The 20,413-nt window shown below is 72.3% G+C and carries 17 protein-coding genes; 2 read left to right on the forward strand and 15 right to left on the reverse strand.

Features of this window, described 5'->3' with window-relative positions; genetic code table 11:
- Window positions 1-26: 26 nt before the first annotated feature.
- Window positions 27-4,583 carry a glutamate synthase large subunit gene (gltB, locus tag HNR10_RS05490; protein WP_179821353.1) on the reverse strand — a complete coding sequence of 1,519 codons (4,557 nt, stop codon included), beginning with the start codon at window positions 4,581-4,583 and terminating at the stop codon, window positions 27-29.
- A gap of 576 nt (window positions 4,584-5,159) precedes the next feature.
- On the opposite strand from gltB, the gene HNR10_RS05495 reads away from it, so the two are divergent.
- Window positions 5,160-6,938 carry a bis-aminopropyl spermidine synthase family protein gene (locus HNR10_RS05495; protein ID WP_179821355.1) on the forward strand — a complete coding sequence of 593 codons (1,779 nt, stop codon included), beginning with the start codon at window positions 5,160-5,162 and terminating at the stop codon, window positions 6,936-6,938.
- A 101-nt stretch (window positions 6,939-7,039) separates the two neighbouring features.
- Here HNR10_RS05495 and HNR10_RS05500 read toward each other — a convergent pair whose 3' ends face one another.
- The 14 genes from HNR10_RS05500 to hisI all read right to left on the reverse strand — a co-directional run bounded on the left by HNR10_RS05500 (window position 7,040) and on the right by hisI (window position 19,253).
- Window positions 7,040-8,110 carry a hypothetical protein gene (locus HNR10_RS05500; protein WP_179829549.1) on the reverse strand — a complete coding sequence of 357 codons (1,071 nt, stop codon included), beginning with the start codon at window positions 8,108-8,110 and terminating at the stop codon, window positions 7,040-7,042.
- A gap of 417 nt (window positions 8,111-8,527) precedes the next feature.
- Entirely contained in the window at window positions 8,528-9,712 is a 1,185-nt protein-coding gene (locus HNR10_RS05505) for a hypothetical protein (protein WP_179821356.1), read from the reverse strand.
- Window positions 9,713-9,810: 98 nt separating this feature from the next.
- Window positions 9,811-10,923 carry a prolipoprotein diacylglyceryl transferase gene (lgt, locus tag HNR10_RS05510; protein ID WP_179821358.1) on the reverse strand — a complete coding sequence of 371 codons (1,113 nt, stop codon included), beginning with the start codon at window positions 10,921-10,923 and terminating at the stop codon, window positions 9,811-9,813.
- Window positions 10,924-10,966: 43 nt separating this feature from the next.
- Window positions 10,967-11,956 (reverse strand): DsbA family protein, encoded by a 990-nt coding sequence (locus HNR10_RS05515; protein ID WP_179821360.1) that lies wholly within the window; start codon window positions 11,954-11,956, stop codon window positions 10,967-10,969.
- A gap of 56 nt (window positions 11,957-12,012) precedes the next feature.
- On the reverse strand, window positions 12,013-12,522 hold the full coding sequence (locus tag HNR10_RS05520; protein ID WP_179821362.1) for a MauE/DoxX family redox-associated membrane protein: 510 nt from the start codon (window positions 12,520-12,522) through the stop codon (window positions 12,013-12,015).
- Window positions 12,523-12,862: 340 nt separating this feature from the next.
- Window positions 12,863-13,672 (reverse strand): tryptophan synthase subunit alpha, encoded by an 810-nt coding sequence (gene trpA / locus HNR10_RS05525; protein WP_179821363.1) that lies wholly within the window; start codon window positions 13,670-13,672, stop codon window positions 12,863-12,865.
- A complete protein-coding gene (trpB, locus tag HNR10_RS05530) occupies window positions 13,669-14,889 on the reverse strand; it encodes a tryptophan synthase subunit beta (RefSeq protein WP_179821365.1) in 1,221 nt (406 codons plus the stop codon). Before trpB ends, trpA begins: the two co-directional genes overlap by 4 nt.
- A 339-nt stretch (window positions 14,890-15,228) precedes the next feature.
- Entirely contained in the window at window positions 15,229-16,035 is an 807-nt protein-coding gene (gene trpC / locus HNR10_RS05535; protein ID WP_179821367.1) for an indole-3-glycerol phosphate synthase TrpC, read from the reverse strand.
- Window positions 16,036-16,192: 157 nt separating this feature from the next.
- Window positions 16,193-16,582 carry a CD225/dispanin family protein gene (locus HNR10_RS05540; protein ID WP_179821368.1) on the reverse strand — a complete coding sequence of 130 codons (390 nt, stop codon included), beginning with the start codon at window positions 16,580-16,582 and terminating at the stop codon, window positions 16,193-16,195.
- 97 nt (window positions 16,583-16,679) lie between these two features.
- Window positions 16,680-17,195, reverse strand: a complete 516-nt coding sequence (locus HNR10_RS05545) for a DUF2752 domain-containing protein (protein ID WP_376769733.1) — start codon at window positions 17,193-17,195, stop codon at window positions 16,680-16,682.
- An 86-nt stretch (window positions 17,196-17,281) separates the two neighbouring features.
- A complete protein-coding gene (locus HNR10_RS05550) occupies window positions 17,282-17,566 on the reverse strand; it encodes a CD225/dispanin family protein (protein WP_246406071.1) in 285 nt (94 codons plus the stop codon).
- A 354-nt stretch (window positions 17,567-17,920) separates the two neighbouring features.
- The gene (locus HNR10_RS05555; protein ID WP_179821372.1) at window positions 17,921-18,202 is read right to left on the reverse strand and encodes an HGxxPAAW family protein; all 282 of its coding nucleotides are present in this window, start codon (window positions 18,200-18,202) and stop codon (window positions 17,921-17,923) included.
- Window positions 18,202-18,912 (reverse strand): Trp biosynthesis-associated membrane protein, encoded by a 711-nt coding sequence (locus tag HNR10_RS05560; protein ID WP_376769734.1) that lies wholly within the window; start codon window positions 18,910-18,912, stop codon window positions 18,202-18,204. The genes HNR10_RS05555 and HNR10_RS05560 overlap by 1 nt, the downstream gene beginning before the upstream one ends.
- Window positions 18,909-19,253 (reverse strand): phosphoribosyl-AMP cyclohydrolase, encoded by a 345-nt coding sequence (hisI, locus tag HNR10_RS05565; RefSeq protein WP_053620113.1) that lies wholly within the window; start codon window positions 19,251-19,253, stop codon window positions 18,909-18,911. The genes HNR10_RS05560 and hisI overlap by 4 nt, the downstream gene beginning before the upstream one ends.
- 150 nt (window positions 19,254-19,403) lie before the next feature.
- On the opposite strand from hisI, the gene HNR10_RS05570 reads away from it, so the two are divergent.
- A complete protein-coding gene (locus HNR10_RS05570) occupies window positions 19,404-20,405 on the forward strand; it encodes a phosphoheptose isomerase family protein (RefSeq protein WP_179821373.1) in 1,002 nt (333 codons plus the stop codon).
- Window positions 20,406-20,413: the final 8 nt, after the last annotated feature.

Genomic DNA, 20,413 nt, shown 5'->3' on the forward strand with positions numbered 1-20,413 from the left:
CTTCCTCCTCTCGTGTTCGCTGACGCTCAGGACTGCGCGGAGGCCATGACGGCCTCGTTGACGTCGCGGCCCTCGCGCTCGGCCTCGGCCTGGGCGAGCAGGACCCGCTTGTAGTCGCGCGGCATGACCCGGCTGATCCGGTCGAGTCCGGCGTCGCCCTCGGCCAGGAGGCGCTCGGCGACGGCGGAGCCGGTCTCGGCGCGGTGGCGGGTCAGGACGTCGGTCAGGAACGCCCGGTCCTCGTCGGTGAGGGGTTCGATCTCGACCATCTCGCCGTTGACGCGGTGGGTGTCCAGGTCCAGGACGTAGGCGACGCCGCCGGACATGCCGGCCGCGAAGTTGCGTCCGGTGCGTCCGAGGACGACGGCGCGGCCGCCGGTCATGTACTCGCAGCCGTGGTCGCCGATGCCCTCGACGACGGCGAGCGCACCGGAGTTGCGGACGCAGAAGCGTTCGCCGACGACGCCGCGGAGGTAGATCTCTCCGGAGGTGGCGCCGTAGCCGATGACGTTGCCGGCGATGATGTGGTCCTCGGCGACGAGGCGCGAGTCGGCGTGGGGCCGTACGACGAGTCGGCCGCCGGAGAGGCCCTTGCCGACGTAGTCGTTGGCGTCGCCGGTCAGTCGGAGGGTGACGCCCTTGGGGACGAACGCTCCGAAGGACTGTCCGGCGGAGCCGGTGAAGCTGACGTCGATGGTGTCGTCGGGCAGGCCGTCGGCGCCGTAGCGCTTGGTGACCTCGTGCCCGAGCATGGTGCCGACGGTGCGGTTGACGTTGCGGACGGGCAGTTCGAGCCTGACGGGCTGGCCGAAGTCCAGGGCACCCTCGCTGAGCTGGATGAGGGTGTTGTCCAGGGCCTTCTCCAGGCCGTGGTCCTGGGAGCGCGTGTGGGCGCGGTGGTCGCCGGCCCACGGCTCGACCTCGTGCAGGATGGGGCTCAGGTCCAGGCCCTGGGCCTTCCAGTGCTGGACGGCGTCGGTGGTGTCGAGCAGGTCGACGGCGCCGATGGCCTCGTCGATGCTGCGGAAGCCGAGCTGGGCGAGGTACTCGCGTACCTCCTGGGCGATGAACTCGAAGAAGTTCACGACGTACTCGGCCTTGCCGGAGAACCGCTCGCGCAGGGCGGGGTTCTGGGTGGCGACGCCGACCGGGCAGGTGTCGAGGTGGCACACGCGCATCATGACGCAGCCGGAGACGACGAGGGGCGCGGTGGCGAAACCGAACTCCTCGGCGCCCAGGAGGGCGGCGATGACGACGTCGCGGCCGGTCTTCATCTGGCCGTCGGTCTGGACGACGATGCGGTCGCGCAGGCCGTTGAGCAGCAGGGTCTGCTGGGTCTCGGCGAGGCCGAGCTCCCAGGGGGTGCCCGCGTGCTTGAGCGAGTTCAGCGGCGAGGCGCCGGTGCCGCCGTCGTGGCCGGAGATGAGGACGACGTCGGCGTGGGCCTTGGACACACCGGCGGCGACGGTGCCCACGCCGGCCTCGGAGACCAGCTTGACGTGGATCCGCGCGGACGGATTCGCGTTCTTGAGGTCGTGGATGAGCTGGGCGAGGTCCTCGATGGAGTAGATGTCGTGGTGCGGCGGCGGGGAGATGAGCCCGACGCCGGGGGTGGAGTGGCGGGTCCGGGCGACCCACGGGTAGACCTTGTGGCCGGGCAGCTGTCCGCCTTCGCCGGGCTTGGCGCCCTGGGCCATCTTGATCTGGATGTCGTCGGCGTTGCTGAGGTAGTGCGAGGTGACGCCGAAGCGGCCGGAGGCCACCTGCTTGATGGCGCTGCGGCGCAGGTCGCCGTTGGCGTCCGGTGTGAAGCGGGCCGGGTCCTCGCCGCCCTCGCCGGTGTTGGACTTGCCGCCGAGGCGGTTCATCGCGATGGCGAGGGTCTCGTGTGCCTCGGCGGAGATGGAGCCGTAGGACATGGCACCGGTGGAGAAGCGCTTGACGATCTCGGAGACGGGCTCGACCTCGTCGACGGAGATGGGTTCGCGCACGCCCTCCTTGAGGCGGAACAGCCCGCGCAGGGTCATGAGCTTCTCGGCCTGGTCGTCGACCTTGGAGGTGTACTCCTTGAAGATCTCGTAGGCGCGGGTGCGGGTGGAGTGCTGGAGCTTGAAGACGGTCTCGGGGCTGAACAGGTGCGGTTCGCCCTCGCGGCGCCACTGGTATTCGCCGCCGACCTCCAGGCGCCGGTGCGCGTTGGGGTTGGCGGTGTGGGCGCGGCGGTGGCGGATGGCGACCTCTTCGGCGAGGACGTCGAAGCCGACGCCGCCCAGGCGGGAGGTGGTGCCGGTGAAGCAGCGGTCGATGACCTCGCGGCCCAGTCCGAGGGCCTCGAAGATCTGGGCGCCGGTGTAGGAGCTGACCGTGGACACGCCGATCTTCGACATGATCTTCAGGACGCTCTTACCGTAGGCCTTGACGGTGTTGCGGACGGCGGTGTCGGCGTCGATGCCGCCGATGGTGCCGCGCTCGACCAGGTCGCGGACGGTGGCCAGGGCCAGGTACGGGTTGACCGCGGAGGCGCCGTAGCCGACCAGGAGGGCGACGTGGTGGCACTCGCGGACGTCGGCGGCCTCGACGAGCAGGCCGACCTCGGTGCGGGTCTTCTCGCGGACGAGGTGGTGGTGGACGGAGCCGGTGAGCAGCAGCGACGGGATGGGGGCGCGCGTGGCGTCGGCGCCGCGGTCGCTGAGCACGAGGATGCGGGCGCCGTCGGCGATGGCGGCCGAGACCTCGTCGTTGAGCTCGTCCAGGCGGGCGGCGAGGGCGTCGCCGCCGCCGTCGACGGGGTAGGTGCCGTCGACGGTGAAGGTCTTCAGCGCCGGGGTGGTCCGGCCCGCGGCGACGATGGCGGCGAGTTCGGCCTGGTCGACGACCGGGGTGGGCAGGACGAGGCGGCGGGTGTCGCCGGGTTCGGCCTTGAGGAGGTTGCCCTCGGCGCCGAGCAGGGTGGACAGGCTGGTGACCATCTCCTCGCGGATGGCGTCCAGCGGCGGGTTGGTGACCTGCGCGAAGTTCTGCGAGAAGTAGTCGAAGAGCTGCCGGGAGCGGTCGGAGAGCGCCGCGACGGGTGTGTCGGTGCCCATGGAGCCGATGGGTTCGGCGCCGGTGCGGGCCATCGGGGTGAGCAGGATCCGCAGGTCCTCCTCGGTGTAGCCGAACACCTGCTGGGCGAGGTTGAGTTCGGTGACCGGGGCGGGCTGGGCGTCGGGCAGGTCGCCGAGGCGGACGAGGCCGGCGTCGATCCACTCCTGGTAGGGGTGTTCGGCGGCGAGTTCGGCCTTGAGCTCCTCGTCCTCGATGATCCGCCCCTGGGCGGTGTCGACGACGAAGATGCGGCCGGGCTGGAGTCGTCCCTTGCGGACGATGGCGTCGGGCTCGATGTCCAGGACGCCGGCTTCGCTGGCCAGGACGACGAGGCCGTCCTCGGTGACCCAGTAGCGGCCGGGGCGCAGGCCGTTGCGGTCCAGGACGGCGCCGACGAGCGAACCGTCGGTGAAGGACACCGAGGCGGGTCCGTCCCAGGGCTCCATGAGGGTGGAGTGGAACTCGTAGAAGGCCCGGACGGCCGGGTCCATCTCGGTGTGGTTCTCCCACGGCTCGGGGATCATCATGAGCACCGCGTGCGGCAGGGAGCGTCCGCCCAGGTGCAGGAGCTCCAGGGCGTCGTCGAAGGACGCGGTGTCGGAGTCGTCGGGGTCGACGATGGGGAAGATCCGGTCGAGGTCGCCGGGGATGAGGTCGGTGGCGAGCTTGGCCTCGCGGGCCCGCATCATGTTCCGGTTGCCCTTGACCGTGTTGATCTCACCGTTGTGCGCGACGTAGCGGAACGGGTGGGCCAGGGGCCAGGACGGGAACGTGTTGGTGGAGAACCGGGAGTGGACCAGGGCCAGGCCGGAGGCGTAGCGCCGGTCGGACAGGTCGGGGAAGAACGGCTCCAGTTGCGGGGTGGTGAGCATGCCCTTGTAGGCGATGGTGCGCGGGGACAGGCTCGGGAAGTAGACGTCGGTCTCGTGCTCGGCGCGCTTGCGGACGCAGTAGGCGTAGCGCTCCAGGGCGATGCCGGTGAGGCCCTCGGTGGCGGTGCCCGCGGTGCCGGTGATGAAGAGCTGCCCGAAGTAGGGCATGGCCTGCCGGGCGGCGGGGCCGCTGTACTGGGGTTCGAAGGGCAGTTCGCGCCAGCCGAGGAGGGTCAGGCCCTCGTCGGCGACGATGGTGTTGATGGCCTCGACGGCGGCCGCGCGTTCGGCGGCGTCGGAGGGCAGGAAGGCGATCCCGGTGGCGTAGGCGCCGGCCTCGGGGAGCGTGAAGTCGCAGACCTCGGTGTAGAGCTCGTGCGGGATCTGCGTGAGGATGCCCGCGCCGTCGCCGTCGTCGGGGTCGGCCCCGGAGGCTCCGCGGTGGTCGAGGTTGCGGAGGACCGTGAGCGCCTTCTCGACGATGTCGTGGCTGCGACGTCCAGTGAGGTCGGCGACGAAGCCCACACCGCAGGCGTCGTGCTCGAAGGCGGGGTCGTACAGGCCCTGGGAAGTGGTTTCCGCGTTCGTTCGGACGGACGAACGCCGCACCTGAGCAGCAGGCATCTACCCTCCTGTCGTCTTTCGTCGGCTTCGTGAAAAGCGCATCCGGGACGACATTGGCCCTGCTGCGTGATCGAGTTGTGTCGCCCGTGAGGGCGGTGGCCCGTCGGGTGGGCGCCTGTCCGTCACCGCGTGTGTCCACGTCCTCGTGGCGCCGGTGTCGGCTGGGTCGCCCTCGTTCGGGGCAGGTTCTCTTATACATGCTGGTCCAGCCGCGATGCGAATCGCAGGTCTAGACCAGGTGCGGCCGCGCTCCGTCGTTGGTCACGCGGTGTGCCGCCTCGTCGAGTGAGGTGACACGGTCCCTCTCGGACCCGTGTGTCCGATGAGAGCTGGCTTTGCCGGTTTTTCCACGAGGGAACCCCGGTAAACCTCCCAAAGTGGATAAAGCCACCGACCGGGGACGGTGGTCTCAATCCGGGCATGCGAACGGCGAGGACCGCGATCACACATTACCCCGCTGTTAACGCCGCACCCAAGTGGGGACGAAGTCTGTGCGGGGGTGATATCCCCCTCATCGTTCGCCGGCCCTCTGACCAGGGCACCGGCGGACCGGCGCGAACGTGGGACGATCGCAGCATGGCAGGACATCCGACTTCTCCGGGCGCCGACGACTCCGGCGCCGCGCGCACCGACGACCTCACGGCGGGCGCGATGGCACCACCGCTGCCCCCGCCGGCACCGCCGCTGCCCGAGGCGGCACCGCCGCTGCCCGATGCGGCCTACCGGCTGCTGTACGCGCACGGTGTGGACGCCCCGCGCCCGCGCCGCGTGCTCGCGCTGCTCTGCGACGGGCGCTGGTGGAGCCCCAACGACCTCGTACGCGCCAGCGGTGTGGCGCACTCGGTCGTGGCGGGGCTGCTGCGCGGGCTGGACGAGGCCGGTGAGCTGGTCGCCGAGGCCGGGGAGGGCCGGGGACGCGTCCGGCTGGCCAGGCCCGCCGACTACCGCGGCGCCGCCCTCGACGACCTGGCCGACCCGGTGGCCCACATGGTGCCGCGGCACGCCCGCAACGCGGCCGAACTGGCCCGCGCCGTCATCGAGGGCCCGGAGTCGGACCTGGACCTGGACCACGTCACCGCGACCGCCGACACCGCGCTGCGGCGCGCCCTGTTCCTGGCCACCCGCTTCGACCTGTCCGACCGCACGCTGCTGTGCGTGGGCGACCACGACCTGACCTCGGTGGCCCTGGCCCTGGTGTGCCCCAGCGCCCGCACGGAGGTCGTGGACGTCGACGAGCGCGTGCTGGCCCACATCGACGCGCTGGCGGCCTCACTGGGGCTGTCGGTGCGCACGCACGCGGCCGACCTGCGGTTGGGGCTGCCCTCGACGGTCCGGGGCACGGCCGACGTGGTCTTCACCGATCCGCCCTACACCCCCGACGGGGTGGAGCTGTTCGTGCGGCGCGGGCTGGAGGGCATGGCCGACCCCCGCAAGGGGCGGGTCCTGCTGGCCTACGGCGCGAGCGAGGCCACGCCCCGCCTGGCCGCGACCACGCAGGCCCGGCTGATGCGCATGGACCTGCTGGTGGAGTCGATGTGGCCGGACTTCAACCGCTACCAGGCGGCGGAGTCGATCGGCGCCGCCTCGGACCTGTACGTGCTGCGCCCGCTCTCGCGCACGCCGCCGGGCGGCACGGACGAGGTGGCACGCGTGTACAGCCAGGGCGTCAACGCCAAGGAGGCCAGGGGCGGTCTGGACGCGGAGGCCGCGCTGCGCGTGACCGCCGCGGCGGCCGAGGACCGGGGCGGGGACGCCGGCCCCGGGGAGCCGACGCTGGTGGGCGAGTGGCCCGCCGAGGTGACGCGGGGCGGACGGGTCCGGCTCTCGACGTGGATGGACTCCCCCGCCCCGGCGGCGGAGTACGCCGTGGTCAACCTCACCGGCGGCTGGGAGCGGCCGGCGGCGCGCGCGGCGCTGGCGGCCACCACCGGCACCGTGTACCTCCTGGTGCCCTCCTCCGCGGCGTGCGCGCGCGACGAGGCGGGCCAGCGCGCCCTGCGCGCGATGGTGGAGCCGCGCTTCCGGGCGCGGTTCCTGCGCGGCTTCGGCCGGTCGGACCTGACCGCGGTCCGTCTGACGCGGCGCCCGGAGGGCGAGGCCGGGTCGGCGGCCGACCGGTTGCTGGCGCACGTGCAGGAGCGGGCGCACGGGACGCTCACGTCCACGCTGCGCGGCGGCCTGATCGAGGTGTCGGCCTGGCAGGGGCGGCCGGTGAACAAGCGCACGGCGCGGCACGCGGTGGCGTCGGCGCCGGGGTGGGTGTCCGGGCACGGCCTGCTCGACCTGCCCGAGCACCGGTTCGCCGAGCTGCGCGGGGTGGCCGAGGACCTGCTGGCGCAGATCGAGGAGGCGTAGCGGGGTTCCGCGGCGGGTCCGGGCCCCGGTCCGGGCCCGTGGCCCGTCCACGACGCCGACCGCCGACCCTGACGGGGCGGCGGCCGGCGTGGTGTCGCGGTCTACTCGGTGCCGGTCGTGCCGGTGCCTCCGGTGGTTCCCGTTCCGTCGGTCGTCCCGGTGCCGTCGGTGGTGCCCGTCCCGTCGGTGGTGCCGTCCGGAACGGTGCCCTCGGTCGTCCCGGTGCCGTCCGTGGTCCCCGTGCCCTCGGTGGTCCCGTCGGTGCCCTCGGTGCCCTCGTCCTCACGGAGGTTCACCATGCGCCGGTAGAGCGGGTCGCGGAAGTTGGCGAGCGCGACCAGTGGGCTGGACAGGCTGACCCGCTCGTCGACCGACTCCGAACCGGTCGGCTGCACCCACACGACCACGAGGTAGTGGCCGCTGATGATGGCGTCGGCGGCGCTGTAGCCCTCACCGAGCCGGTTGAAGGGGTCCTCGCCCGAGGGCGGCACGACGAATCCCGTCGTGGGCGCCGCCTCGGCGTCCTCTCCCCCGTCCTCGGCCGGCGCGGCGTCCTCGGGTTCGGCCATCGCGGCGGCGACGGCACGGCTGCCCTCGACGTCGCCGAGGTTGAACACGGCGGCCACACCGAAGTAGGTGTCGGAGACGTAGGTGGCGCGGCCGGCCTGGACGCAGTCGGCCGCGGCGAGGGCGTCCTGGACGTCCTGGCCCCACACGGCCGCCGAGCAGTCCTCGGTCAGCGCGGAGTCGCGCAGCGTGAACTCCAGGCTCTGGCTGGAGATCTCGGCGTTGTTGCGCTCGAACAGCTCGCTCTCGTTCAGGACGCGGGAGTCGTCCTCACGGGAGGCCAGGACGGTGTTCATGTCGCCGCTGTCGACGATCTGGTAGGCGGCCGGACGCGCCTGGACGGGCGCGGATCCGCCCTCGTCGGAACCGGATCGCAGGTAGAAGACGACTCCGACGCCGATCAGCGCGACGACCAGCACCCCCACGAGGGTGAGGAGCAGGGGCCGGGCGCGCCGCGCCTCCTGCTTCCTGCGGCCTCCGGCGCGGCGGCGTCCTCCCGCCCGCCGGGACCGGCCGTCGTCCTCGACGGCGGCCGTAGCGTCGGGCTCGCTGCTTTTCCTGCGACGTCCCACGGAGCCGGACGCCGGCGGTTCGGAAGGGGACACCATGGACCTTTCCTCGGGTCGGGCCGCCCGCGTGCTCGCGGACGGCCCGTGTTCGCTCGGGCGGGAGGCGGGCCTGGCCCGGCCTCCGCACGACCCTGGCGGGCGGGTCGATCTGTCCGAGATCCTATCGGGGCGCCCGAGGCGCCCGGACAGGCCCGTCCCACCCGCCATCCGCCCCGACGACGCGGGGCGGACAGCACGTCGCCCGCCATGCGCCCCGTGGGCGATGGCGGGCGACGAACAAGGCAGGCAGGAGCCGAAGGCTCTCCGTTGAGGGCGGTAGCCCACCCCCCGCCATGCGCCCTGTGGGCGGTGGCGGGCGACGAACAAGGCAGGCAGGAGCCGAAGGCTCTCCGTTGAGGGCGGTAGCCCACCCCCCGCCATGCGCCCCGTGGGCGATGGCGGGCGACGGGTGGGCTACTCGTCGGCGCGGCCGGTCGCCACGACCTCGTCGTAGACGTAGCGCACCGCGTTCATGGACGCCACGCTCAGCGTCGCCATGTCCGAGTTGTCCCCGGGCTCGGCGCCATCGGTGCGGGCGACCCAGAACACGGCCAGGTAGTGGCCCATGACCTGGGTGGTGGCCTGGCTGTAGCCCTCCTCCAGGGCCTGCACGTCACCGGTCTGCGAGAGCACGAACCCGGCGCTGTGCTCGGGGTTGGTCGGGTCCAGGACGGTGGCCACGTCCGTGGCCGCGTCGCTGTTGGCCAGGTCGAACAGCGACACCTGGGCGACGTACTCGCCGTCGGAGTCGGTGTAGACGCCGGTCGCGCCGTTGACGCAGTTGGCGTCGACCAGGCTCTGGCCGAGGTCCTCGCCCCACACCATGGAGGTGCAGGAGTCGGTCACCGAGCTGTCCTGGAGTTCGAGGGAGAGTCCGTCCAGCTCGATCTCCTCGACCGGGCCGAACACGGCGTCGGCGGTCATCGGCTCGTGCCCCTCGGGGCGCTCGTTGATGGCCCCGAAGACGTCCTCGCGGTTGCCCTCGGACAGGTACAGCTCCGGTGTGAGGGTGCCGTGCCCGTCGGGCGGGATCACCACGGCCTGGTCGCCGCCCTCGATCACGCCGTCGGAGGTGGTCGTCAGCTGGAAGATCAGCAGTCCCAGCAGCGCCACCAGGGCGACACCGAAGGCGCCCAGCAGCACGCCCAGGGCGGCGGTGCCGCGCTTGCGCTTGCTCTGCTCGGCCAGCGTGTACACGATCTGGTTGGGGCGGTCGCCCAGGACGGAGACCTTCTTGATGGCGGAGGCGGAGAAGGCCGAGACCTTGCCCACACCACCGCGTGCCCCGGCCGACTGCGCGCGCGAGCCGCCGCGGCGCCGCCGGGAGGCGCGCCGCGAGCCCCTGCGCCGGGGCTCGCCGCCGGCGCCGTCGTCGGGGGCCTCGTCCTGCTCCTGGTCGTCGTACCCGTCGTCGTGGCGCTCGTACGCGTCGGCACGGGTGTGGGTGTGGCCGTACTCCGCGGAGAAGTCCTCCTCGGGGTCGTAGCCGTCGGTGCCCGTGTCGGGCCCGAGGTCGTCGGGGCGGTCGTAGGCCCGGTCGGCGCGGCGTGTACCGCCGCGCCGGCCTCTGCGCCCGGACCGGGGCTCAGCTCTGCTCACGGTCTTTCTCAATCGTCAACCCGGGGTCTGCTCGAAGGTGCGGGGAGCACCGCTGGGTGTGGCCGGACACGGCCGCAGGTCCAGATGTTTCCCCTGCGCTACTCGGGCTTGGTCCCGGAGTCGGTGCCCGTGTCCTCGGATGCGCTCTCGGTGGAGCTCTCGGTACTAGATCGTTCAGGGCTCGGGTGGTATTCCGTCCCCGCCCCCTCTGAGCTGCCGTTCTGTGTCCCGATCTCGGAATCCTCGGTGTCCACGGCGCTGTAGACGGTGCTGTCGTCGGCGACATCACTCTCGGGTGTGGCGCCGAACACCTGGGTTCCGGCGTCGTGCCCGTGCGGGACGACCGCGGTGGAGAACCGGTCCAGTCGGCGGCCGGCCCACACGAAGTAGGCCAGTGCGCCCAGGAAGACCGCGATGGAGGTCCAGTTGTTCAGGCGCATGCCGAAGAAGTCGTTGGCCGGGTCGATGCGCAGGTACTCGATCCAGAACCGGCCCACACAGTAGCCCATGACGTAGACGGCGAACAGCCGGCCACCCGCGAGCCGGTCCTCGTAGCGGCGGCCGAGGAAGACCAGCAGGGCGCTCAGTCCCACGCACCACAGGGACTCGTAGAGGAAGGTGGGGTGGTACAGGGTCTCGCCGGGGATCATGCCCTGGCGCAGGCCGCCCTCGGGGTAGGGGTTGATGCGCAGGGCCCAGGGCAGGTCGGTGGGGGCGCCGAAGAGCTCCTGGTTGAAGTAGTTGCCCCAGCGGCCGAGGGCCTGGGCGAGCGGAATGGTCGGCGCGATGGCGAAGGAGAGCTTGGACATGGACAGTCCGCGCTTCCTGGCGACGAGCCACACGCCCACGGCGCCCAGCGGGACGGCACCCCAGATGCCCAGGCCGCCCTCCCAGACGTAGAGGGCGCGGATGGGTTCGCGGCCGGGCCCGAAGTAGAGCTGGGCGTCGCTGATGACGTGGTAGAGGCGGCCGCCGATCAGGCCGAGGATCACGGCCCACACGGCCATGTCCATGATGGTGCCGCTCTCGCCCCCCATCCGGGCCCAGCGGCGTTCGCTCCAGAACACCGCCACGATGACCCCGGCGAGGATGCACAGGGCGTAGAAGTGGATCTCCAGGGGTCCGATCGGGATCGAGTTGATCTCGGGGCTGGGAATGGCCGCGAGGGCGCGGCCGTACTCGGCCGCGCCCTCAGAAGCTGTCGACGACACAGTCACTGCTCTGCTCTCGGGTTCGCCCCGCGCGCGGGGGTGGCTACTGGGCTGGGTCCGCCGCACCCCCGTCGTCCAGCGGCTCGGTCTGGACCTCGCCGGCGTCCGCCTCGGCGATCGCCTGGGTCAGGCCCCTGACCGTCATGGCGGTGTCATTGGAGAGCAGCTCGCCGTTGATGTAGACGGCGGGGGTGCCGCGGAACGCGTTGTCTCCGCTGTAGCGAGTGTAGATCGTCCCCGTGGCATCGATGATCTCGCCGGTGTAGGTGCCCTCCAGGAACGAGGGGTCGTGCCCGTGGTCGGCTCCCCAGGAGATGAGGTCGGTCAGGACCATGGTGCCCAGGGTGTCCTCGCCGATCTCCGCCATGGCCGACTCGGTCAGGGCGGGCAGGTAGTCCTGGGTGAACTGCTCGACGACCTCGGCCTCCTCCTCGACGCGGGCGTCGAAGGCCTCGGCCTCCTCCTCGGTGCCGCCGGCCTCGCGGAACCACTCCTGGAGGTCCGCGACGGCGAAGCCCTCCTCGCCCTCGGCGGGCTGGTGCTCGAACAGCAGGTCGTTGTACTGGACGAAGACGCCCGCGTCGGCGGCGGCCCGGGCGGCGGCCCCGCCCCGCAGGGAGTTGCTGCTGATGGGCGCCGGCTGCTGGGCGAAGATGCTGACCGGGCGGAAGTGGACGATGGCCTCGCCCTCGGCGGCGCTCTGCTTGAGGGTGTCCCCGTTGAGCAGCTCGAACTGGCGGCAGGCGGGGCACTGGTAGTCGGCGTAGACCTCCACGACCGGGGCCTCGGCGCCCTCCTGGGCCATGACGACGCTGCCGTCCTCCTGCAGGACCTGCGGCGGCAGGGCGCCCTCGAATCCGCTGTCGCGCCGGTCGGCGGTCAGGACGGCGTAGCCGACGCCGACGATGAGCAGCACGACGGCGGCGGCCGCGCCGACCACGAGGAGGGTCTTCCTGCGCTGCGCGGCGCGCTTCTCCTTCGCCCTCTGCTCCTTGAGCCGTTCGCGCGAGCGCTTGCGCGCTTCACTCCCCATGTTTTCCTCTGTTTCTGGACGTGCGGTGTCGGTCGGTCGCCGTGGTCGGGGGCGCGTCAGCGGAACAGGCCGAGCGCGCGGTCGACGGCGAAGGGTGAGCGGGGCCAGATCGCGATGACGGCGCCCAGGGCGGCGAAGCCGATGTCGCGGGCGATGGAGAGCCCGTAGGAGGTCTCGCCGGGGGCGACCTCTCCCCCGCCGCCGAAGCAGCCGCAGTCGATGCTCAGGCCGCGGGCCATGGCCGAGACGATGCCGGCGATGAACGCGATCATGAGCAGGGCGCTGACGGCGCCGGTGTAGCGGGTGGCCAGTCCGACCAGGAGGAGGACGGCCAGGGCGATCTCGAAGAGCGGGAGGGTGTAGCCGATGAGTTCGGCGATCTCGACCGGGAAGAGGTCGTAGGCCTCCACCGCCTGGATCGACAGCGCGGGCGGGTACTTGGAGACGGCCGCGTAGAACAGCACTCCTGCGAGCCCGAGGCGGCAGGCGAGCGTGATCCAGGGCTGGACGGCCACCCATCGTGAGGGGGGTGCGGGTGGCGCGGTGGTCTCGTCTGCGGTGTCCATCGTGGAGCCTTCGCGGAGTGGGTCGGTTCGGGGGCGACGCTGAGGATGCCTGTCGTATCGCTCAGGGTAGTGATCCAGATACTACTCGTCATGGCACCCCGGTGGCACTCGGGTGGCGGGTCCGGGACGCGTCCGGAGGCTCCCGCCGCGCGCCGTTTCCATCCCACCACCGATCGGCCCCGCGCGGCGGCCGATTCGGACCCGGCGGGGAAGGATCTCACGGGATTCTCACCTTCTTAACCGCCCTCTTGCCCGTTTCCGGTGCGGCTGGTCCCGGGTCGGCACGAACGACGGTGGCCGCCCCCGAGGGAGCGGCCACCGTGGTGCGGAACGCGTGCGGTCAGCGGCGCACGCCCGCCGCGAGCTCCTGGGCGAAGGAGCGGACCGCGGTCAGCGCGGTCTCCAGGTCGGGGGCGTCCAGGACCCGCTGGCAGAACCCGGCGCCGACGATGACGCCGTCGGCGTAGGCGGCGACCTCGGCGGCCTGGGCCGCGGTGGAGATGCCCAGGCCCACGCAGATCGGCAGGCCGGACTCCGCGGTCGTCTCCCGTGCCCGCCGGACCAGGGTCTCGGCGGTGTCGGCGACCTGCGCGCGGGTGCCGGTGACCCCCATGAGGGAGGCGGCGTAGACGAAGCCCGAGCAGGCGTCGGTGGTCAGCGCGAGGCGGCGGTCCGTGGAGGAGGGCGCCACGAGGAAGATCCGGTCCAGGCCGGCCGCGGTGGAGGCCTCGACCCACTCCTGGGACTCCTCGGGGATGAGGTCGGGGGTGATGACCCCGGCCCCGCCCGCCTTGGCCAGCCGGTCGGCGAACCGGCCGACCCCGTAGCGCTCGATCGGGTTCCAGTAGGACATGACCACCGCGGCGGCACCGGTGGCGGCGGTGGCCTCGACGACGCGGAACACGTCGTCGGTGGTGGTGCCGGCGGCCAGCGCGCGGTCGGCGGCGCGCTGGATGGTGGGGCCGTCCATCATCGGGTCGGAGTAGGGCAGGCCGACCTCGACGACGTCGCAGCCGCCCTCGACCATGGCCTCCACGATCCTGACGGAGGACTCCACGTCCGGGAACCCGGCGGGCAGGTAGCCGATGAGGGCGGCGCGTCCGGCCGCCCGGGTCTCGGCCAGCGTGGTCTGCAGCGTGGTGGCGGTCATCGCGCCTGTCCTTCCGGGTCCGAGTCCATGAGGCCGAAGTAGGCGGCCGCGGTGTCGACGTCCTTGTCCCCGCGTCCGGAGAGGTTCACCAGGATCACGGCGTCCGGACCCAGGCGCTCGCCGAGCTTGCGGGCTCCGGCGAGGGCGTGGGCGCTCTCGATGGCCGGGATGATGCCCTCGGTACGGCACAGCAGCCGGAAGGCCTCCATGGCCTCGGCGTCGGTGATGGGTTCGTAGTGGGCGCGGCCGGTGTCGGCGAGGTGGGCGTGTTCGGGACCCACCGCCGGGTAGTCGAGTCCGGCGGAGATGGAGTGGCTGGGCAGGGTCTGCCCGTACTCGTCCTGGAGCAGGTAGGTGCGGGCGCCGTGGAAGACACCCGGGCTGCCCGCGGTGATGGAGGCGGCGGTGCGCGAGGGTCCCTCTCCCCCGGCCTCGAAGCCGTACAGGGCGACGCTCTCGTCGGGGATGAACGCGGCGAAGATCGCGATGGCGTTCGAGCCGCCGCCCACGCAGGCGGCGACCGCGTCGGGCAGTCGGCCGGTGAGGGCCTGGACCTGATCGCGTGCCTCGGCGCCGACGACGTAGTGCAGGTCGCGCACGAGCTTGGGGAAGGGGTGCGGGCCCGCGACGGTGCCGAAGAGGTAGTGGGTGTGGTCGACGTTGGCGACCCAGTCGCGGAACGCCTCGTTGATGGCGTCCTTGAGGGTGCGGCTGCCGATGGTGACGGGGACGACCTCGGCGCCGAGCATGCGCATGCGCGCGACGTTGAGCGCCTGGCGGCGGGTGTCTTCCTCGCCCATGTAGATGACGCAGTCCAGGCCCATGAGCGCGCAGGCGGTGGCGGTGGCCACGCCGTGCTGGCCGGCCCCGGTCTCGGCGATCACGCGGGTCTTGCCCATGCGCTTGGTGAGCAGCGCCTGGCCGAGCACGTTGTTGATCTTGTGCGAGCCGGTGTGGTTGAGGTCCTCGCGCTTGAGCAGGACACGTGCCCCGCCGCAGTGCTCGGAGAAGTTGCGTGCGTCGGTGAGGGCGCTGGGGCGCCCGGTGTAGGTGCGCAGCAGGTCGTCGAGTTCGGCCTGGTAGGCGGGGTCCTGGCGGGCCTTCTCCCATTCTGCCTCGACCTCGTCGAGGGCGGCGATGAGGGCCTCGGGGGCGAAGCGGCCCCCGAAGCGGCCGTAGTGCCCGTGCGCGTCCGGCACCGGCTGGGTGTTGCTCATGCGAAGGTCTCCTACAGACGGGGCCGACCGCGGCGGCGTCCCGGGGCGTGCCGCGGGGTCCGCGGACCGGCCGTCCGCGCGCCACCGGGCTCGGGCGGCGCGGTCGGGCTGGGCGTGGCGTGTGCCGTGGATCGTGTCCGCCGCGGGCCGGTGGGAACGCGGCGGGAGTGCTGCTGGAGCGTCGTGCGGCGGGGCGTGGTCTCCGTGAGACGGGCCCCGGGGGCGACGCGGTGCGGGGAACCCGCGGATCACACGTGCGGGTTCCCTAGAGCCATCGCCGGCGGCGGCACAGGTGTGCCGGTGCCTTCACCGCCGTGGTCGTTCCCATCGGGCCGGTCCTCAGTTCCTGTCGCGCAGCGCGGGGTGCGCGCCCGCGGTCACCAGGTCGGCCACGGCCTCGCGCGGGTTCCGTCCGCGGACCAGGCTCTCCCCGACGAGGACGGCGCCGGCCCCGGCTCCGGCGTAGGCCAGCAGGTCGTGCGGGCCGCGAATCCCCGATTCTGCGATCTTGACACAGTCGGCGGGGATGCGGGGGGCGAGCCGGGCGAAGGTGTCCCGGTCGACCTCCAGGGTCTTGAGGTTGCGGGCGTTGACGCCCACGACGGTCGCCCCGGCGTCCAGTGCGCGGGCGACCTCGTCCTCGTCGTGGACCTCCACGAGCGGGGTCAGTCCCAGGGAGCGGGCGCGCTCCACCAGGGAGACCAGGGCCTCCTGGGGCAGTGCCGCGACGATGAGGAGGATCGCGGAGGCGCCGAAGACGCGGGCCTCCCACAGCTGGTAGGAGCTGACCACGAAGTCCTTGCGCAGCAGCGGCGTGTCGACGGCTTTGTGGACCGCTTCGAGGTCGGCGAGGCTGCCCTGGAAGCGCCGCTGTTCGGTCAGGACGCTGATCCAGGCCGCGCCGCCGGCCTCGTAGTCGCGGGCGAGGGCGGCCGGGTCGCCGATCGAGGCCAGGGGCCCCTTGGAGGGGCTGGCGCGCTTGACCTCGGCGATCACGTGGACTCCGGGGCGGCGCAGCGCGGCTTCGGCGTCCTTGGGGGTGGGCACCGACTCGGCCAGGGCCTTGAGGCGGTCCAGCGGGAGTTCGGCCTCCCGCGCCGCCAGGTCGGTGCGTACCCCGTCGAGGATCTCGTCGAGCACGCTCACCAGTTACCGCTCCCTACGTGATTTGGCCGGTCACGGTGGTCGGACCCGCTTCGGGCGGGGTCCGCGCGCGGCGTGACCGGGAACCGCCGACGCACCGTGTGTGGCCATCGTATCCATCCCGGAGGCTGGTGGGGGCGTCGCCCCCGCCCACAGGCCGTCAGTAGTACGTGGGGGGCGCGCTGGCCGCGAGGACCATCGCGACGATGAACAGGATGACGTAGATGGCAGCGACCACGGCTCCGATGATGAACAGGATCAGGCCGATGATCCCCAGAATCTTGGCGGTCTTGGCGGCGCCCTCGGCACCCGCGTAGTCGCCCATCTCCCACTTGCTGTTGATCTGCAGCGAGAAGACGAGGCCGATGATCCCCAGGAGCGGGATGCAGCTGAGGATACCGAGGATGTTCCACACCAGGTAGTTCTTCGGCGGTCCGCCGGCGGGCGGCATCTGCCCGTAGCCGGGGCCCTGACCGTAGCCGCCGGGGGGCGGTGGCCCATAGCCGCCGGTGCCGTAACCACCGGCTGGGCCCTGGTGTCCGTAGCTCATGATTCTGCCTTCCTGGAGGAGTGCTGTCCCTCTACTGGGACGTACGCGGGGGTGTCACGGTTCAGCGTGCCGCAGAGTGGGGGCTGCCTGGAGCCCGTCACCATCCGGGCAGCAGCGGCACCCCTGGCGCGAGGAAGTCGAACCAGGGCAGATTGCGCAGGATCCAGTGCGCGGTGATGACGGCGAACATCCCCCACAGGAACCATCCGGGCGTGAGTTTGGGCGGAGTCCTGGGCGGCCTGATCGACCACACGAACCAGCGCCCGTAGGCCCACAGGATGTAGGGCAGCAGCAGGAACAACAGGGGGTTCATGCTCACGGCCGCCGTGATGTCCATCTGCGTGGTCAGCGCGATGGCGCGCATGGTGCCGCAACCGGGGCAGAAGGTCCCGGTGAGCAGCAGCCACGGGCATGTGGGGTAGATGCCCGGCTGGTTGGGGTCCACGAAGTGCAGGAGGGTGGCGCCGAGCAGACCGGCCGCACCCAGGCCCGCGGGCCACACGACCGGGGGAAGGGTCGAGATCCGCTGTTGGAGGCGTGCGATCCGCGAGGGGGCGGCCGTCGGCACCCCGCCATGGACGCGCTCAGTCGGTTCGTCCTGGTTTGCGTACACGTGGGCCAGCCTACGGGGTGGAGGTGAAAGTTCTGCCCCCGAACGCCTCTGCGTACGGGGGCAGACATGACTTCGGTGACGCTCTGCTAGTAGGAGTAGGTCGACGTCGTCGCGGCAGCACCGATGACGAAGGCCCAGATGATCCAGAAGATGATGTACAGACCGATCGCGATGCTACCCAGGATGAAGGCCAGCTTGGTGAACTTCTTGGCCTGGGCCTGGGCCTGCATGGCGCCGGCCTGGTCGCCGCGGTTCCACAGGTCGTTGACCTTGGTCGCGTTGATGATGGCCGGGATGGCGAAGGGCCAGCAGCAGAAGATGGCGACGATGGCCCAGGTCAGACCGTTGTCGGGCGGGGTTCCGCCGCCCATGGGGGCACCGTAGCCACCGGAGGGCGGGCCGCCGTAGCCGCCACCGGGGGGCGGACCTGGGTTGCCGGGGGGCGGGGGACCATAGCTCATGATCGGAACAACTTTCCTGAAAGGGACAAGGGGTTTGCACGCGGCGTGCTGTGTGCACACCGGCCCAACTTGGGGCAGGGTTGGGTCACCGGACGAGAGCCGCGGGCAGTAACGAATGATGCCAGATCGGCGAGACATTCACCTGCTGAAACATACGCGGCGGACAGGGCCGGTGGAGAGAATCTACCTGCCCTATGCGACCTTCGTCCATTTTCCGTTACCCAGTCGTTGTGAGCTGGGCAAACGCCGCGGGGCGCGATGGAGTCAGGCCTTGCCCGCGGTGGTGGAGGGCGTGCGGGCCGCCTCCCACTCCTCGCGCGTGGGCGGCACCGGACGCGGCTCCTTGCGGCCCAGGCCCGCCTTCTTCATGACCCCGGCGATCACCGCGCACACGACGCTGACGCCCAGGGTGAGGGCGGTCCACAGCAGGAAGTCGCCGCCCATGATGATGGCCACACCGCCCACGGTCCACACGGCCAGCCAGGACGCGGTGAGGAACCAGGCGGACAGGGTGTTGCCGTGGTCTTCGTGGTGTTCGTCGGCCATCAGCTGTTCTCCTTCGGTTCGGCTGGCCGTCGTGCCAGCGGAGCGGTGGCGGTGCCACCCTCGGGTGCGGTGCGGTCCGCGCCGTCGGCGGGCCCGTCGGTGCGCCCGGGGGCGTCGAGTGTGGGGTCGTCACCGGCGTCCAGGGATCTCCACAGGTCGGAGGGTGTCTCCGCCTGGTGCTGTCGCGGTGCGGCGTCCCGATCGTACCTGGTGCCCATACCCGGCCAGGCGGGGGCGCGTACGGTCGCCAGCAGGCCGCTCACCACCATGGCCGCTGCGCCCGCCACGGCCATGGCCGGGCCGAGCGTGCCCAGGTCGGGGTCGGTGGCGAGCCGCGCGGCGCCGCCGGACGCGGCGGCGTGCGAGGCGACGGTGTCGGCGAGCGTGCCGGGCCGTGTGGCGGACCACACCGAGACCAGGACGAGCGCGCCGCCGGCCGCGGTGAGCAGCCCGACGGCGCGGCGGACCCAACCGCGGGCGGCGTACAGGCCGGCGATCGCGGCCAGTCCGGCCCAGCCGACGCCGGTGGGCGTGCCGGTCAGGTCGGCGCCGGTGAGGTCGACGGGCGACGGCGCGACGGGGCCGGGCACCTCCAGCTCGCCGGTGACCCAGTGGCGCCCGGCGGCGGCCAGCAGCAGCGCCGCCCCGGCGAGCATGGCCAGCGTGGTGATCCCGTACTCGCGACGGCCGCGCGCACGGTCGGAACTCACAGCAGCCGTCCCGCGTCGAAGCACGTGTGGTCGCCGGTGTGGCAGGCGGCTCCGTGCTGGTCCACGCGGACCAGAAGCGTGTCGCCGTCGCAGTCGAGTGCGACCGACACCACGCGCTGGGTGTTCCCGGAGGTGGCCCCCTTGACCCAGTACTCGCCGCGGCTGCGGGACCAGTACGTGGCCGCGCCGGTGGTCAGGGTGCGGTGCAGGGCCTCGTCGTCCATCCACGCGAGCATCAGGACCTCGCCGCTGTCGTGCTGTTGCACGATGGCGGGGACGAGTCCGTCGGGGTTCCGTTTCAGCCGTGCGGCGATGCCCGGGTCGAGGCTGGTGAGACTCATGCATCCAGATTATGGGCGGCTCGGGGGCGCCCGGCACCGGGGCGGCGTTGGCGTCGGCGCCGTCGGTGGGTGCCGCCGTGGCCGGTTAGAGTTCGTGCGACCGCCGCCTCGCCGCCCGCGAGGGGACCGCACACGGGAGTGGGGAGTTCCTTGACCGCCGAGTCCCTGTCCGCCGACCTCTCCGGCATGCCCGCTGCGCTGACCGCCCTGTCCAGGCGCTTCCCGCGCTGGGATCCGTTCGCGGCGCTGCCCGCGCTGCTGGACGACGAGCCCGCGTCCGTGCGCCTGCTGGGGCTGGGGCCGGCCCGCCACCTGTGCGAGACGGCCGCCGCACGGCTGCGCCGCGCGGGGGTGGGCGCCAGCGCCGACTTCTCCTCCTCGGCGGAGGAGCCCCCGGCCGGACCGGAGACGCTGGTGGTGGGGGTGAGCCTGGGCGGCGGGCAGCGCGAGCTGTGCACGGTGCTCGACCGGTACGTGGCGCGCTCGCCGGTGATCGTGCTGGCGCCCGACCCGGACACCGTGGTCGCGCGCTACGCGGACCTGCTGGTACCGCTGCACGCCGGCGAGGAGGCCGGCGGGCTGGGCTGCCGCGCCTACCAGCACGCGATGGCGCTGTTGCTGCTGTTGGGGCACCGGTTGGGCGCTCCGGCGTCCGGGAGCGCGCAGAACCTGCCGGGGCTGCTGCTGCGCGCCGCCAACGCGACGGGGTCGCTGTTGGAGAGCGCGCCCGAGTGGGTGCCCGAGGCGGCCCGGATCCTGGACTCCCCGCACGGGGTGCACATGGTGGCGCCGTCCGAGCGGTTGGGGTCGGCGTGGCAGGGGGCGCAGACGGTGCGGCGGGGGCCGGTGAGGGTGGCGCACGTGTGCGAGACCGGCGAGTGGTCGCACACCGACCGGTACCTGGCGGCCGTGACGGACTACCGGGCGCTGCTGTTCGCCGGATCGGCCTACGACGAGCGCTTCGCCGAGCACCTGGGACAGCTGCGGGGTGCGTTCGTGGCGGTGGGCCCCACCCCCGGGCACGAGCGCGTGCCGGGGGCGGAGCTGACGGTGCGCTATCCGGGCGACGGGGACGCGGACGTGAGCCTGTTGGTCGAGCCGCTGGTGGCGGAGCTGGTGGCCGCCCACTGGTGGCACGCCTCGCCCCGCTGATCGGGGCG

It is taken from the genome of Nocardiopsis aegyptia (assembly GCF_013410755.1).
GTDB lineage: Bacteria > Actinomycetota > Actinomycetes > Streptosporangiales > Streptosporangiaceae > Nocardiopsis > Nocardiopsis aegyptia.

Excerpts from the sequence above, each read along its gene's own strand:
- gltB (WP_179821353.1), bottom strand. The coding sequence starts at position 4,583 with ATGCCTGCTGCTCAGGTGCGGCGTTCGTCCGTCCGAACGAACGCGGAA.
- HNR10_RS05495 (WP_179821355.1), top strand. The coding sequence starts at position 5,160 with ATGGCAGGACATCCGACTTCTCCGGGCGCCGACGACTCCGGCGCCGCG.
- HNR10_RS05515 (WP_179821360.1), bottom strand. The coding sequence starts at position 11,956 with ATGGGGAGTGAAGCGCGCAAGCGCTCGCGCGAACGGCTCAAGGAGCAG.
- HNR10_RS05520 (WP_179821362.1), bottom strand. The coding sequence starts at position 12,522 with ATGGACACCGCAGACGAGACCACCGCGCCACCCGCACCCCCCTCACGA.
- trpA (WP_179821363.1), bottom strand. The coding sequence starts at position 13,672 with ATGACCGCCACCACGCTGCAGACCACGCTGGCCGAGACCCGGGCGGCC.
- trpB (WP_179821365.1), bottom strand. The coding sequence starts at position 14,889 with ATGAGCAACACCCAGCCGGTGCCGGACGCGCACGGGCACTACGGCCGC.
- HNR10_RS05540 (WP_179821368.1), bottom strand. The coding sequence starts at position 16,582 with ATGAGCTACGGACACCAGGGCCCAGCCGGTGGTTACGGCACCGGCGGC.
- HNR10_RS05550 (WP_246406071.1), bottom strand. The coding sequence starts at position 17,566 with ATGGGCGGCGGAACCCCGCCCGACAACGGTCTGACCTGGGCCATCGTC.
- HNR10_RS05555 (WP_179821372.1), bottom strand. The coding sequence starts at position 18,202 with ATGGCCGACGAACACCACGAAGACCACGGCAACACCCTGTCCGCCTGG.
- hisI (WP_053620113.1), bottom strand. The coding sequence starts at position 19,253 with ATGAGTCTCACCAGCCTCGACCCGGGCATCGCCGCACGGCTGAAACGG.